We start from the raw sequence: 14,118 nt of genomic DNA, 5'->3' as shown, positions 1-14,118 counted from the left end.
ATTTCGGAACAACGGGTATAAGGAGGTATTTTATTTTGAACAAAACACAAAACAACATTCGCATGATGTGCATGGCAGGCATGATGGCTGCCATGTATGTCGGTCTCGACTTCTTGGCGGTAAGCATCAGTGTTCCGTTTGCCGGAAACTTGAAAATATCGCTGAGCGGCTTGCCGGTACTGGTTATGGCTGTGTTCGGCGGACCGGTTTGGGGAGCGGCGACCGGCTTTACCGGTGCATTTGTCGGGCAGATGCTGACCTATGGGTTTAGTGCGACAACGATTTTATGGATTCTTCCCGCGGTGATGCGCGGCTTGTCTATGGGATTGCTGTTCCGTGCGTTTCGGGGCAGCACAAAATTCCACATTCTGGCGCTGGAAACCTGTCTTACTTCGGTTCTTGTGACGCTGTGCAATACAGGAGCCATGCTGGTGGAACAGATGCTGTATGGATACTATCAATCCTTTTTGGCGATTTATGTTGCCATCCCGCCGCGCATTTTGGTGGGCATTGTCACAGCGGTCGTGTATGCGGTTCTGCTGCCGCGCATTTTGGACGCGCTCCATCAGAGAAATATCATCAGAAGATAATAGACGTGTGAAGGCATAAGCAGACTCCTTCAGCTGACGCAAAGGTAAGATATTGCATAACAAAGAACCACTGGCGTAATGCCAGTGGTTCTTTCTGCTTTCTATATGAATTTATAATCTCATCATTCGTGCGAGCTTAGACAGCGGCTGCGGTTCCAGTTGGAACTTGCGCTGCAGCGTGATTGCCAGTTCATCGAAATCAAAATCGCTGCCGCCCTTGTACTCCAGCTCCATCTCGCAGATGGTGCCGATGCGGGTCAGATGCGTCATGCGGCCGTAGTCAAACGACAGCTCGCAGGTACAGCCCTTATATGCCAGCTGAGAGGCAAAGCGCGTGAACATCGTGCGGCCCTGTTCGATTAAATTCGATTGCATGAGCTGGTCGCAAAAGTCCTGCGGTGCGCCGACGGACGGCAGCTGCCGAATGCCGGCACGGATGTCCTCCGCACACACTTCGTATTCCTCGCGCGCCTTGCAGGCACCGTCAAATTCGCTGCGGGCAGCCAGCTTGAGGCAAACGACTGTTTCTTTGTTCTCGCGGCGCAGACGCAAGCCACCATGCACTTTGGAAACCAAGCCGTCTGCCGTATCATAATACGCCGCTTCCATTTCCAGCCGCGTTTCTTCCGTCACCAGAGGTTTGACGAAATCGCTGTCTGCAAGGACGTCAAAATCCTCCGCCTGTTTGATATTCCATTTAAATTCGCGCTCCATGTGATCAAATCCTTTCTGTGCCGTACACTTATCGAATCTGACCTTCTCCGTAGATGATGTACTTGTTTGAGGTCAGCTCCTTCAGACCCATGGGGCCGCGGGCGTGCAGCTTTTGGGTGGAGATGCCGATTTCTGCGCCAAAGCCAAATTCGCCGCCGTCGGTAAAGCGGGTAGAAGCGTTGACATAAACAGCGGCGGCATCGACCCGATCCAGAAAACGCTGGGCGTTGAAGTAATCGTGCGTGACGATTGCCTCCGAGTGTCCGGTGTTGTAGTGGTTGATATGGTCAATGGCGGCATCCGTTGAGTCGATGACCTTGCAGGAAATCTCGTAATTGAGATACTCCGTGCCGTAGTCGTCATCGGTTGCCGGAATGATGTCGTTTCCGAGGATCTCACAGGTTTTCGGACAGCCGTGCCAGATGACCTGATGCTTGTCCAGACGCTGTTTTGCCAGCGGCAGGAACTGCGCCGCAATGTCGCGATGTACAAGCAGGCTTTCCGCCGCGTTGCAGACGGAGATGCGCTGGCACTTGGCATTTTCCAAAATATCCAGTGCCATAGGTATATCTGCGCTGGCATCGACATAAATATGGCAGTTGCCCACGCCGGTCTCGATAACCGGAACCGTAGCCGTCTTGACAACGGCTTGAATCAGGCGGGCAGAACCGCGCGGAATCAACACGTCAATGAGACCGTTTGCCTGCATCATGACATTGGCACCCTCATGTGTGGTGTCCTCAATCAAATTTAAAATATCTGGGGATAAGCCGCAGGAAGCGATGGCGTCGCGCATAATGCCCATCAGGCATTGGTTGGAGTGAAACGCTTCTTTGCCGCCGCGCAGGACGCAGGCGGAACCGGCCTTGAAGCACAGAGCGGCGGCGTCTACCGTGACATTCGGGCGCGCTTCATAGATGATGCCGATGACACCCATCGGCACGCGCTTTTTGCCGATTTTCAAGCCGTTCGGTGTGACCTTCATCTCGGTCACTTCGCCGATTGGGTCGGGCAGGGCGGCGACTTGCCGGCAGCCGTCCGCCACGCCGTCAATGCGGTCATTGCCCAGCGTCAGGCGGTCAATCAAGCCTTCGTTTAAGCCATTTTTTCTGCCTGCGTCAATATCCAGCTGATTGGCGGCGAGAATTTCCGCACGATGTGCCTGCAAAGCATCCGCGATGGCAAGCAGTGCGCGGTTCTTTTCCTTGGTTCCCAGTGTGCCGATTTCCTGCTTGACTGCAGCGGCACGCTTGCAAGTATCCAGTACAGATGTCATAGTCGTTCAGCTCCTTGCAGAATCATAATTCGGCGGCAGAAACAGCGTGCCGGCGAGGCGGCCGTCTGCCAAATCATATAAAATTTCCGGCTTTGCGCCGTTGACAACAAACATCGGGATGTTTTTTTCGTTGCACAGCTCGGCTGCGTGCAGCTTGGTGATCATGCCGCCGGTGCCGTTGGCTGTGCCCGCGCCGCCTGCGATGGCGCGCAAATCGTCATTGATTTCATGCACAACCGGAATCAGGCGGGCTTCCGGATTTTCGCGCGGGTTATCATCGAATAAACCGTCCATATCCGTGAAAATAACGAGCAAATCTGCGTTGGAAACGCGCGATACCACGGCGGCAAGACTGTCGTTGTCGCCGAACTCAATTTCTTCCACGGCGACGGTATCGTTTTCGTTGACGATCGGCAGCGATTTGGTCTCGAGCAGAGCATCAAAGGTGTTGTGTACATTGTGGCGGCGGGTTTCGTCCTCGGTATCCTCTGTGGTGAGAAGAATCTGCGCGGTATTGATGCCGTATTCGGCGAAAATTTTGTCGTATACGTGCATCAGCTCGCACTGGCCGACAGCGGCGGCAGCCTGCTTCATGCGCAGCTCCTGCGGCCGCTCCGGCAGACGCATTTTGGCAGCGCCGACAGCGATGGCGCCGGATGAGACGAGCACCATCTCGTAGCCGCGGTTGTGCAGGTCTGCAATGCAGCGCACAAGACGCTCAATGCCGCGAATGTTCAGTTTGCCGGTCGGATAGGTAAGCGTCGAAGTGCCGACCTTGACCACGATGCGGCGCGCCTGACTCAGGTTCATCATAATGGGGAAATCTCCTTTGTAATCGTACGGTTTTGCTATACTGTTTTTCATTTTATCACGAAATGCCGCCGGATACAATTTCCAGTCGTGTGAATTTTCTGTGCAGGATGCACACGATGAGCGGATATTTGCGGATTGCATGGAATTTTTGCGCAAAAATATACGGAGAGCCCCAACAAACAGTTAACAAACCCGAACGGTCTGTGCTATAATACTACCATATGAAGAAATTCGCCCGCGGAATAGAAAGCGAAACCGTGAGAGCGGACAATTGGAGGCAAGGGATTTCTATGAAAAACAGAGTCGAGGTCGTCATTGCCGGCAACCGGTTTACCATGACCGGCGAGCAGGATGAGGAATATATGACCAAGATCGCAGCGCTCGTGGACAACCGCGTGTGCAAGATCAAAGAAAGCGGTGCCAGCACGCTGCAGGCAGTGCTGCTGACAGCCTGCGATATTGCAGATAACTATGTACAGGCGGTCAAGGGCTCGGAAAATCTGCGCACGCAGATTTCCAAGTATCTTGACGAGAACAAGAATTTGTCCCGCGATCTGGCGGATGCACAGGAAGAAATTCGCAGTCTGGAACAGGCCGCGGAGGAAAAAGACAAAGAGATGACGGAAGTCAACGAGTACAAGGCGCGCATTGCAGAGCTGGAACAGTCTGTACACAGCCTGCAGCAGGAAGCGGCGCAAAAGGATGCTTGTCAGGCTCGTGTCGAGGAACTGGAACGCGCACTGCATGAAACCAAACAGCAGGCTGCAGCGGCAAATACCGATGTAGAGACCCACAGCCGCCGTGCGACACAGCTGGCAGAAAAGCTGGACGAAACACAGAAGCAGATGCAGCAGGCAAATGCTGCGGCAGAGACCAGCGGCAAGCGTGTATCCGAGCTGGAGAGCCAGCTGCGCGCAGCGCTGCAGCAGGTAGAGGACAGCAACAGCGGTGCGGAAAAGAACAGCCGCCGCGTTTCCGAGCTGGAGCAAAAGCTCAGCGAGACCCAGCAGCGTATGCAGAGCGCAAGCGAGGATGCAGAGTCGCACAGCCGCCGCATTCATGAGCTGGAACAGCAGCTGGTGGAAGCGGACGCCCGTCATACCAATGATCTGGAGCAGGCAGAGCGCGTTGGTCAGGAATTGATTGCGCTGCGGGAAAAGACCGCGGACAGCGAAAAGACCCAGCAGCGTGTCGATGAGCTGGAAAAAGAACTGAATTTGACCCAGCGCCAGCTCAGCGATGCAAGTGCACGCTTGGCGCGGTTGTTTAAGTGATGCAGAACAGAAAATTGCCGGAGCTGCTGGCTCCGGCAGGCTCGATGGAAGCGGTGCGCGCTGCCGTACAAAACGGAGCGGGCGCCGTTTATCTGGGATTTGGCACGTTTAATGCCCGCCGCGGTGCGAAAAACTTTTCGCCGGAGCAAATGCGCGAAGCGATTGCGTATTGCCGTCTGCGCGGTGTAAAGACCAATATCACCGTCAACACGCTGGTATCCGACCGAGAGATTCCGGCACTGCTGCGCGATGTGCGGCTGCTGCTCGATGCGGGTGCGGACGCGCTGATTGTGCAGGATCTCGGTGCGGCGCGCTGCATTCGGGAGACGTTTCCGGATGCCGTGCTGCATGCATCAACGCAGCTGACCATTCATTCGCTGGAAGGCGCGCGGCAGGCAAAAGAGCTGGGATTTTCCCGCGTGGTGCTGTCGCGCGAGTTGCCGTTGGAAGAAATTCAGCGCATCACGCAGGAATCCGGCGTGGAAACCGAGGTGTTTGTGCACGGTGCGCTGTGCATGTGCTATTCCGGACAGTGTGAACTGTCCGCTGTCATTGGCAGACGCAGCGGCAACCGCGGCTTGTGCGCGCAGCCGTGCCGGCTGCCGTATGGCGGAAAAAACAGCTATCCGATGAGTTTGAAGGATCTGTGTTTGCTGCCGCGCCTGCGGGCGCTTTGCGATGCAGGCGTATCCTCTCTCAAAATTGAGGGACGCATGAAGCGGCCGGAATATGTCGCCATTGTCACACGCATTTATGCGGCTGTTTTGCGCGAGAACCGCGCACCGACGCGCGAAGAAATGCAGACGCTGGCGAAAGTATTTTCCCGCGACGGCTTTACACAGGGTTATTTGGATGACAACATTGGTCCGTCTATGTTCGGCGTGCGGTCGGAGACACCCGACAAAGAGCTGAAACCGCTGTATCAAGAGGCGGCACACTCGTATGCAGAAGGACAAGAGGCAGATCTGGTGCCGATTCAGCTGTCCTTCACCGCAAAGACGCAGCAGGATATGCAGTTGACGGTGACCGACGGCATGCATACGGCATCGGTCACAGCGGATGCCGCAGAAGCGGCACAGCACAAAGAGACGACTGCAGCGGACATTGAAAAATCGCTGAAAAAAACCGGCGGAACCATGTTTGCCGTGCGTGAGCTGGATGTACAGCTGGATTCCGGTCTGCGCATACCCGCGCGCGCCGTCAATGATATGCGCCGGCAGGCACTGGAACAGCTGACGCAGCAGCGCGCATCGCTGCCGCCGCTGCGTGAAAACAAGAGACAGACGTTGCAGACGGAATCCCGCGGTGATTTTTGCGGGTATATAGTGCAGGTGCGGCAGCTCAAACAGCTGACCGATGCCATGGCACAGCTGCCTGTTGAGACGTTTTATGTTCCGGTGCAGGAAATGGCACAAAACGAGGCGCGTGTGCGCGAGCTGCTTGCGCGCGGATGCAGCGTGGTTCCGGTGCTGCCGCGCATTATTTGGGACAGAGAACAGAAACAGGTGGTGCATCAGCTGGAGCAGTGCAAACGAATGGGCTGCACCGCCGCGCTGTGCGGAAATATCGCACAGCCTAAGCTGGTGCAGGCGTGCGGCATGGCTGCATTCGGCGATTTTGGGCTCAATGCATGGAATGGAGAAGCGATGGAAACGCTGCGTCAGATTGGCGTGGCGCGGCAGACCTTGTCCTATGAGCTGCGTTTGCCGCAGATTCGCGACATGCACAAGCCGATGCAAACCGAGTTGATTGTGTGCGGCAGACTGCCGCTCATGATTACGGAAAATTGCATGATAGCAGGCAAAAAGGGCGGCTGCCGCAGAGACGGCCGCGGTGCCTGTGCCAAGGGCGTCTGTTATCTGACCGACCGCATGGGCGCAAAGTTCCCTGTGTTCCGAGAGGAACATTGCCGCAACACGCTGTATAATTCCCAGCCGCTGTATTTGGAACCGGAAGAATACCGGCAGACCGGCGTGACCTATGCGCGGCTGCTGTTTTCCGATGAAAGCCCGCGGCAGGCGACAGAGATTGCGCGCCGTGTGATAGACGGACAGACGCCGGATTTCGGCGCGCCGATGACCCGCGGACTATACCGCAGAGGAGTAGAATAACCATGATAACAATACGATTTCGCCGCATGCCGTCCCCGAAGGGAAAGCTCGCACAGCTTCCGAAGCATGCGACCAGCGGCGCGGCAGGCGCAGACCTGCACGCCAACATTGATGAAGAAGTGACCATTCCGCCGATGGGACGGGCGCTTGTGCCGACCGGTCTTGCAATTGAGCTGCCGGATGCATCGTATGGTGCGTTTGTCTTTGCGCGCAGCGGTCTGGCGGTCAAGCACGGTTTGACGTTGTCCAACAGCGTCGGCGTCATTGACAGCGACTATCGCGGAGAGATTTCCGTCGGTCTGGTCAATCTGTCCGACAAGGCGTACACCATTAAGCCGGATGAACGCATTGCACAGCTGTGTATTTTGCCGGTGGCGCAGTTTATCGCTGTAGAGGCGGACGATTTGTCTGAAACTGCGCGCGGCAGCGGCGGATTTGGCTCGACCGGACGATAAGGAGGCTGACCGAATGATGGAATCTCGATTCCAACCGGTAATTCTCGCTTCCCAGTCCCCGCGCAGAAAAGAATTGCTCGCCCGTATTTTTTCTGATTTTCAGGTGTGTCCGGCACATGCGGATGAGAGTCTGACGCCGGGATTTACGCCCAAACAGAATGTTGCCTGTCTTGCGCAGCGCAAGGCGCAGGCAGTGGCACAGCACAGCGACTGCCAAGCACTGATTATCGCATCGGATACGATTGTCGTGTGTGATGATGTGATTTTGGGTAAGCCGGAAAATGAAGCGGATGCCGTGCGCATGCTGCGGGCGCTGTCCGGCAGAACCCATCAGGTTATGACGGCGGTTTGCGTTAAGACACCGGAGCGTGAGCTGACACAGGTGTCTGTCACGGATGTGACGTTCCGCACGCTGCGCGACGGCGAAGCGGAGGCGTACACCGCGACCGGAGAGCCGATGGACAAGGCAGGGGCGTATGGCATTCAAGGCATGGGCGGCTTGTTTGTCACGGGAATTGACGGAGATTATTATGGCGTCATGGGACTGCCGATTTGCATGCTGCATGAGATGCTGTGGCAGGTCGGCTGCGATGCCGGTACGGAAAAACAGAAAGGTTGATCGAAGTTGCGAAAAAATTGGAAAGCCATGGTTCATACCAGATGGTTTCCCGTTGCGGTGATTGCCGTCATTATTTGTCTGGTGCTGGCAGTGTTTACCGGCGCGGCGAAAAAGGACAGCATCATCTCGCGCACCTTGGGCGGCGTGCTGCTGCCGGCTGAGCGCGGCATTACCCATGCGGCTGTCGGCGTGGCGGACACGTACAATAAGTTCCACGGCTATGATGCGCTGAAAGCGGAAAACGATTCGCTCAAAAAGCAGGTGACAGATCTCACGAAACAGCTGGAATCTGCACAGGCAGATGTCAAGGAAAACAAAGAGCTGAAATCCATGCTCGGCGTGTCGGAGCGAAACACCTCGTTCAGCTATGAGCAGGCACAGGTGATCGGCCGCACGCTGGATGAGTGGTCGAGCGTGCTGACCATTGATGCGGGAAGCAAGGATGGTTTGGAAAAGCATGATTGTGTCGTTACCTCGCAGGGCATGGTGGGATACATCAGTGACCTGTCCGATCACACGGCGCAGGTGACAACGATTATTGATAAAAACATGTCGGCAGGCGCATTGGTCACCCGCACCGGCGAAATCGGCGTGGCAGCAGGCGATTATAAGCTGATGAGCGATGGAAAGCTCAAGGTCAGCTATTTGAGCAAGGATGCCGATGTTGTTGTCGGTGATTCTGTCACGACGAGCGGCACGGGTGGATATTTCCCGAAGGGATTGACCATCGGAACAGTAGAGAGCATCAAGACGGAGAGCGACGGCATGTCCAACTACGCCGTGATTGCACCGATGATTAAGCTGTCCGAGCTGACAAATGTGTATATTATCACAGAGACAGAAACAACCAACGCAGACTGAGGAGGCGCGGCATGAAACAACATAATCTGCATTTTGCGGTGCGCGTTGTGTGCTGCATCCTGCTGCTCACGCTTGCTTACGTTTTGCAGAGCAGCTTGGGCGTGCGGGTCTCTATTTTCGGTGTGCATATAGACATCCTGCCGCTTATTGTTGCGGCGGTCGGCATCGTGATGGGCTCGGGCGCGGGGCTTGCCTGCGGCTTGTTTGCCGGTCTGCTGTATGATGTGGCGGGAACCGGCGTGGAAGGCTTATATCCGCTGTACTACATGATTTGCGGCATTGCGTGCGGACAGACTGGCATGCATCGGTTTCGCAATCATGCGCTGGGCGGCGCGATGCTGTGCACGGCAGGTATGATCGCTGCGCTGGCGGCAATCCGGTATCTGTTCAGCTTTCAGTTTGACAGCATCAGTGTGTGGCTGCTCATCGCCAGAACCGTGCTTCAGATTATCCTTGCGCTGATTTTCAGTCCGATTGTCCTGCGCGTCATTCGCGCGGTGAGCGGACAAAACAAGCGCGCGGCGATTGCTGTGGAGCAGTTGACGGAAGGAGACAGCGATGGACCGTCATAAGAAAAAATTATTAAACCGACTGACCGTTGTTACAGTGGGCGGACTGCTGTGCGGCTTGGTTGTTGCAGCGAATTTGTTTTCTCTGCAAATCATTCATGGCGATGAATACGCCAGCAAAGCGAGCCAGCTGTACACGTATACAAACACCATTCCGGCATCGCGCGGCGATATTTTGGATAGAAACGGTGAGACACTGGTATCCAATAAGACCGTGTATAAGCTGTGTATTACCTATGCTTTCTGGGAAAAAGAAGGACAAAATGACCGCATTTTGCAGCTGGTCAATTTGATAGACACAGAGGATGACGCAGAGCTCAATGATACGCTGCCGATTTCCAACGGCCGCCGCGGTTCGTTCGCCTTCACAAAGGATGAGGATTCCTCGGATTACAAGAGCCTGCAGACGTTTTGTACCAAGCAGAAATGGGAAGAAGATCTCGATGCGGATGCGGTTGTGGACAATCTGCGCACGCTGTATGAAGTGGACAGCAGTTTGAGCGATGCGGACGCCCGCAAGATTGTCGGCATTCGCTATCAGATGGAACAGGAACAGTTCTCCATGTACAATCCGTTTACACTGGCAACCGACATTTCGATGGATCTTGTTGTGCGCATCAGCGAGCAGCAGGAGAAATATGCCGGCGTAGAAGTAGAGACTTCGGCAGAACGCGAGATTAAGAGCGATGTGGCAGCCAACATTCTGGGATACACCGGCCCGATTTTTGCAGAGGACTGGGACAAGTACAAGGACAATGGCTACTCCATGAACGCGCAGGTCGGCAAGACTGGCGCGGAGCAGGCGTTTGAGGAATATCTGCGCGGCACGGACGGCGAGCGCGCCATTCAGACCGATGCCCGCGGCAACGTTGTGAGCGAGGAAGAAACCAAGGAGGCAAAGTCCGGCAACAATGTTATTTTGACCATTGATGCCAACTTGCAGAAGGTTGCGGAGCAGTCGCTGGCACAGCGCTGCCAGAGCATTGGCGGCGCAAAGGGCGGCGCGGCTGCCGTGGTAGACGTTCGCAACGGCGAAATTCTTGCACTGGCGAACTATCCGACCTATGATCTGGCTACATTTAACAAGGACTATGAAAAGCTGGCGGCAAACAAGCTGACACCGCTGCTCAACCGCTCGATTGCAGGCACGTATGCGCCCGGCTCGACGTTCAAGCCGGTCACGGCGGTTGCCGGTCTGGAAACCGGAAAGATTACTGCGGACACGCGCATTTACGATACGGGTATCTATACGTATTTTAAGGGCTATCATCCGAAGTGCTGGATCTATAATAAGAGCGGTCACGGACACGGCTGGGAAGATGTCACAGATGCACTGGAAGATTCCTGCAACTACTTCTTCTTTGAGACCGGCAGACTGGTCGGCGGTGAAAATCTGGAAAAGTACGCAAAGGCGTTTGGCCTTGGCGAATACACGGGTCTGGAGCTGTCCGGCGAAAAGAAGGGCAGAGCTGCCGGTCCGACCGAGCGTGCAGAGGCACAGAAAAACGATTCGTCGCTGCGCGATTGGAGCGGAGCAGACAGCATTCAGACGGCAATCGGACAGGGCGACAATGCGTTTACGCCGCTGCAGCTCGCCAACTATTGTGCGGCTATTGCATCCAACGGTACACAGTACGAAGCGCATTTGCTGCGTTCCGTCAAGGCGTATGACTATTCCGATACGATTTACACGAAGGAAGCCACGGTGCGCAACAAGATTGAGGCGGCAGACAGCACGTGGAAGCTGGTTCAGCAAGGTATGGCGAAGGTTACCGGTGAAGACGGTACCGCATCGTCGGTATTTGCAAACTATTCCATCAAGGTTGCCGGCAAGTCGGGTACTGCGCAGATTTCCGGCACCAAGCTGGATAACGGTATCTTTATCTCGTATGCACCGTATAAAGATCCGCAGATCGCGGTTTGCGTCATCATTGAGGGCGGCGATTCGGGCAACAATGTCGCACCGGTTGTGCGCGATATTTATGATGCGTACTTCTATTCCGACAAAAACAGCACGGATGGAACCTCGGACGGCACGACAGGAACGCAGGATGTCGGCGCCTACGATGTTATCGCATAACAATTGCAAAAAAACTGTGCGCTTGCCGTGTGCAAGCGCACAGCGATTGTAACAAATGTCAAAAAAGACAACAGAAAACACTTGTGCAAAACATGGATTTGGTATATAATTTTATTGATTAGCAGGAGGCGTTATGACGAAAATCATTGTTATTGCATCCGGCAAGGGAGGAACAGGCAAAACCTCTCTGGCAGCGGGCGTTGGCGCTGCGCTGGCGAAGCAGGATCATAAGGTTCTCGTTGTGGACGGGGACTCCGGTTTGCGCAACCTGGATATTGTGCTCGGCATGAGCGACCGCGTGGTATTTAGCTTTGCGGATGTTGCGTCCGGCATGATTCCGCTCACAGAAGCAGCGGCGCATCATCCGGATTTGGAAAAACTCTTCCTGCTCACTGCTCCGGCGGAGCCGCTCAAATCCGGCGCGCTGACGGCGGACGGCATGCGTCTGCTGGCGCGTCAGGCAAATGAGGAGGCGTTCGACTACATTCTCATCGACGGACCGGCGGGGCTCGCAGAAGAATATCACGCGTTTGCGGCCGTGGCAGATGAGGCGATTATTATCACCTGCGGCGGAAGCGGCAGTCTGCGCGGCGCAGAGCGCATGGCGCGTGTGCTGGAAGATGACGGCGTGATGCAGGTTCGGCTGGTTGTCAACCGCATTCGCAGACGACTGATCCGCAGGGGCGCGATTGGAACCGTAGACGATGCCATGGACGCGACGGGACTATGTCTGCTCGGCATTGTGCCGGAGGACGAAGCTGTCTCGGTTGCGGCGGGTGCCGGAAAGCCGGTACAGTCTGACAAAGCAAGAAGCGCAGCAGCTGCCTACCAGAACATTGCGCGGCGGCTGCACGGTGAAGAAGTACCGCTGATGCGTTTATAAATAAGAAGTGAAAAGCAGCGAAAGACCGGTAAGGAGGGTGTCTGAACTTGAATATTGCACTGATTGCACATGATAAAAGAAAGGAACTGATGATTCAGTTCTGTATGGCATACTGCGGAATTCTGTCCAAGCATAATCTTTGCGCGACAGGAACGACGGGTAAGCTGGTGGCAGATGCTACCGGTCTGAAGATTGAACGGTATCTTGCGGGCATGCAGGGCGGTGAGCAGCAGATTAGTGCTCGTGTATCGTACAACGAGATTGACATGGTGCTGTTCTTCCGTGACCCGAACTCCAACAGCGAGTACGAGCCGGATCTGCATTCCCTGATCCGACTGTGCGACATGCACAACATCCCGATTGCAACCAATGTTGCAACGGCGGAAATGCTGGTTCTTGGTCTGGATCGCGGCGATTTGGATTGGCGCGATATCGTCAACCCGAAGCCGAAGAGATAACGGCGACAAAAGAAAAAAGAATCAGGCGGTTTTCCAAGACCGCCTGTTTTTCGTCACTGTGATTTGTTCGCAGCAGAAACAAAGGGCGGCGGCGCGTGCCGTGCGCCGGAAAGGAATAACCATTTATGGCTGAACTCATCAAAGCCCCGAAGGGCACCAAGGATATTGTACCGTCCGAGGTATACAAATGGCATTATGTGGAAGGCGTACTGCGAACCATTGCGATGGAGTATGGTTTTGAGGAAATTCGCTTCCCGAATTTTGAGCACACGGAGCTGTTTAACCGTGGCATCGGTGACACAACAGACGTTGTACAGAAGGAAATGTACACGTTTACCGATAAAGGCGGACGCTCCGTAACTCTGCGTCCGGAAGGAACTTCCTCCACAGTCCGTGCATATCTGGAAAATTCCCTGTATGCAAAGGGACTTCCGTTCAAGGCATACTACATCGTGCCGAATTATCGCTACGAAAATGTACAGAAGGGTCGTCTGCGCGAGCATCATCAGTTCGGCGTGGAATGTTTTGGCGCACCGACACCGGCAACCGATGCGGAGATCATCTCTCTGGCAGATACCGCGCTCAAGCGTCTGGGCATCACCGAGGTAAAGGTGCACATCAACTCGATTGGCTGCCCGAACTGCCGCCCGAAGTACTATGACATGCTCAAGGGCTATCTCAACCAGCACAAGGACTGTCTGTGTGAGGACTGCCTGAACCGTCTGGATCGCAACCCGATGCGTATTCTCGACTGCAAGCAGGAATCCTGCAAGAAGGTGGCAGCAGACGCGCCGATTGCGCTGGATTATCTGTGTGATGACTGCCGTGAGCATTTTGAAAAAGTAAAGACCTATCTGGACGATATGGGCATTGCGTATGAAATTGACACCAACATCGTTCGCGGTCTGGACTACTATACCAAGACGGTCTTTGAGTTCGTTTCCACCAATATCGGCGCGCAGGGCACGATTTGCGGCGGCGGCCGGTATGACGGTCTGATTTCCCAGCTGGGCGGCCAGGCAACACCGGGCATGGGCTTTGGCTGCGGTCTGGAGCGTCTGATTATGGTGATGGAAGCTGTCGACGCGCCGTTCCCGGAGCCGCCGAAGGCGGATATCTATCTGGCGCCGCTGGGTGACGAGGCGGATCGTCCGGTGCAGAAGTTGGTATATGACCTGCGTCAGCTCGGTGTATCTGCAGAGCGCGATCTGGTCGGCCGCGGACTGCGTGCACAAATGAAGCATGCGGATCGCATCGGCGCGCGTTTCTCTGCCGTTATCGGTGATGGCGAGCTGGAGAGCAAGGTGCTGCGCGTCAAGAACATGGAAACCGGCGAACAGACAGAGACAGAATTGACGGCAGAGGCAATTGCTGCTGTTGTCATGGCATAAATATCCAAGATAAAAGGAAGAGGT

The 14,118-nt window shown here is 55.1% G+C and carries 14 protein-coding genes; 11 read left to right on the top strand and 3 right to left on the bottom strand.

Going from position 1 to position 14,118, the window contains the following annotated elements:
• Nucleotides 1–35: 35 nt before the first annotated feature.
• Complete coding sequence (locus KQI75_RS07120; RefSeq protein WP_216470050.1) at nucleotides 36–590, top strand: folate family ECF transporter S component; 555 nt, start codon at nucleotides 36–38, stop codon at nucleotides 588–590.
• A gap of 111 nt (nucleotides 591–701) precedes the next feature.
• Here KQI75_RS07120 and KQI75_RS07115 read toward each other — a convergent pair whose 3' ends face one another.
• From KQI75_RS07115 to proB, 3 genes are read right to left on the bottom strand one after another with little or no spacing between them, the layout of a single operon-like run.
• A complete protein-coding gene (locus tag KQI75_RS07115; protein ID WP_216470049.1) occupies nucleotides 702–1,304 on the bottom strand; it encodes a CYTH domain-containing protein in 603 nt (200 codons plus the stop codon).
• A gap of 28 nt (nucleotides 1,305–1,332) precedes the next feature.
• Nucleotides 1,333–2,580 (bottom strand): glutamate-5-semialdehyde dehydrogenase, encoded by a 1,248-nt coding sequence (locus KQI75_RS07110; protein ID WP_216470048.1) that lies wholly within the window; start codon nucleotides 2,578–2,580, stop codon nucleotides 1,333–1,335.
• A 6-nt stretch (nucleotides 2,581–2,586) separates the two neighbouring features.
• Nucleotides 2,587–3,393 (bottom strand): glutamate 5-kinase, encoded by an 807-nt coding sequence (gene proB, locus KQI75_RS07105; protein ID WP_216470047.1) that lies wholly within the window; start codon nucleotides 3,391–3,393, stop codon nucleotides 2,587–2,589.
• A gap of 290 nt (nucleotides 3,394–3,683) precedes the next feature.
• On the opposite strand from proB, the gene KQI75_RS07100 reads away from it, so the two are divergent.
• From KQI75_RS07100 to hisS, 10 genes are all read left to right on the top strand, one after another.
• A complete protein-coding gene (locus KQI75_RS07100; RefSeq protein WP_216470046.1) occupies nucleotides 3,684–4,667 on the top strand; it encodes a cell division protein ZapA in 984 nt (327 codons plus the stop codon).
• Nucleotides 4,667–6,778 (top strand): U32 family peptidase, encoded by a 2,112-nt coding sequence (locus KQI75_RS07095; protein WP_216470045.1) that lies wholly within the window; start codon nucleotides 4,667–4,669, stop codon nucleotides 6,776–6,778. The genes KQI75_RS07100 and KQI75_RS07095 overlap by 1 nt, the downstream gene beginning before the upstream one ends.
• 2 nt (nucleotides 6,779–6,780) lie before the next feature.
• Complete coding sequence (gene dut / locus KQI75_RS07090; protein ID WP_216470044.1) at nucleotides 6,781–7,233, top strand: dUTP diphosphatase; 453 nt, start codon at nucleotides 6,781–6,783, stop codon at nucleotides 7,231–7,233.
• Nucleotides 7,234–7,246: 13 nt separating this feature from the next.
• Entirely contained in the window at nucleotides 7,247–7,852 is a 606-nt protein-coding gene (locus KQI75_RS07085; protein WP_246566486.1) for a Maf family protein, read from the top strand.
• A gap of 27 nt (nucleotides 7,853–7,879) precedes the next feature.
• The gene (gene mreC / locus KQI75_RS07080; RefSeq protein ID WP_216470043.1) at nucleotides 7,880–8,713 is read left to right on the top strand and encodes a rod shape-determining protein MreC; all 834 of its coding nucleotides are present in this window, start codon (nucleotides 7,880–7,882) and stop codon (nucleotides 8,711–8,713) included.
• A gap of 11 nt (nucleotides 8,714–8,724) precedes the next feature.
• Complete coding sequence (locus KQI75_RS07075; protein ID WP_216470042.1) at nucleotides 8,725–9,285, top strand: rod shape-determining protein MreD; 561 nt, start codon at nucleotides 8,725–8,727, stop codon at nucleotides 9,283–9,285.
• Entirely contained in the window at nucleotides 9,272–11,362 is a 2,091-nt protein-coding gene (locus KQI75_RS07070) for a penicillin-binding transpeptidase domain-containing protein (protein WP_216470041.1), read from the top strand. Before KQI75_RS07075 ends, KQI75_RS07070 begins: the two co-directional genes overlap by 14 nt.
• 133 nt (nucleotides 11,363–11,495) lie before the next feature.
• Entirely contained in the window at nucleotides 11,496–12,245 is a 750-nt protein-coding gene (gene minD, locus KQI75_RS07065; protein ID WP_216470040.1) for a septum site-determining protein MinD, read from the top strand.
• A 47-nt stretch (nucleotides 12,246–12,292) separates the two neighbouring features.
• Nucleotides 12,293–12,703 carry a methylglyoxal synthase gene (gene mgsA / locus KQI75_RS07060; RefSeq protein ID WP_216470039.1) on the top strand — a complete coding sequence of 137 codons (411 nt, stop codon included), beginning with the start codon at nucleotides 12,293–12,295 and terminating at the stop codon, nucleotides 12,701–12,703.
• Between the two features lie 125 nt (nucleotides 12,704–12,828).
• Complete coding sequence (gene hisS, locus KQI75_RS07055) at nucleotides 12,829–14,094, top strand: histidine--tRNA ligase (protein WP_216470038.1); 1,266 nt, start codon at nucleotides 12,829–12,831, stop codon at nucleotides 14,092–14,094.
• The last annotated feature ends 24 nt before the right edge of the window (nucleotides 14,095–14,118 follow it).

Source organism: Butyricicoccus intestinisimiae (assembly GCF_018918345.1).
Taxonomy (GTDB): Bacteria; Bacillota; Clostridia; order Oscillospirales; family Butyricicoccaceae; genus Butyricicoccus_A; species Butyricicoccus_A intestinisimiae.
The sequence above is the reverse complement of the archived record's forward strand: the minus strand, read 5'-3'. Positions and strand labels throughout refer to the sequence as shown.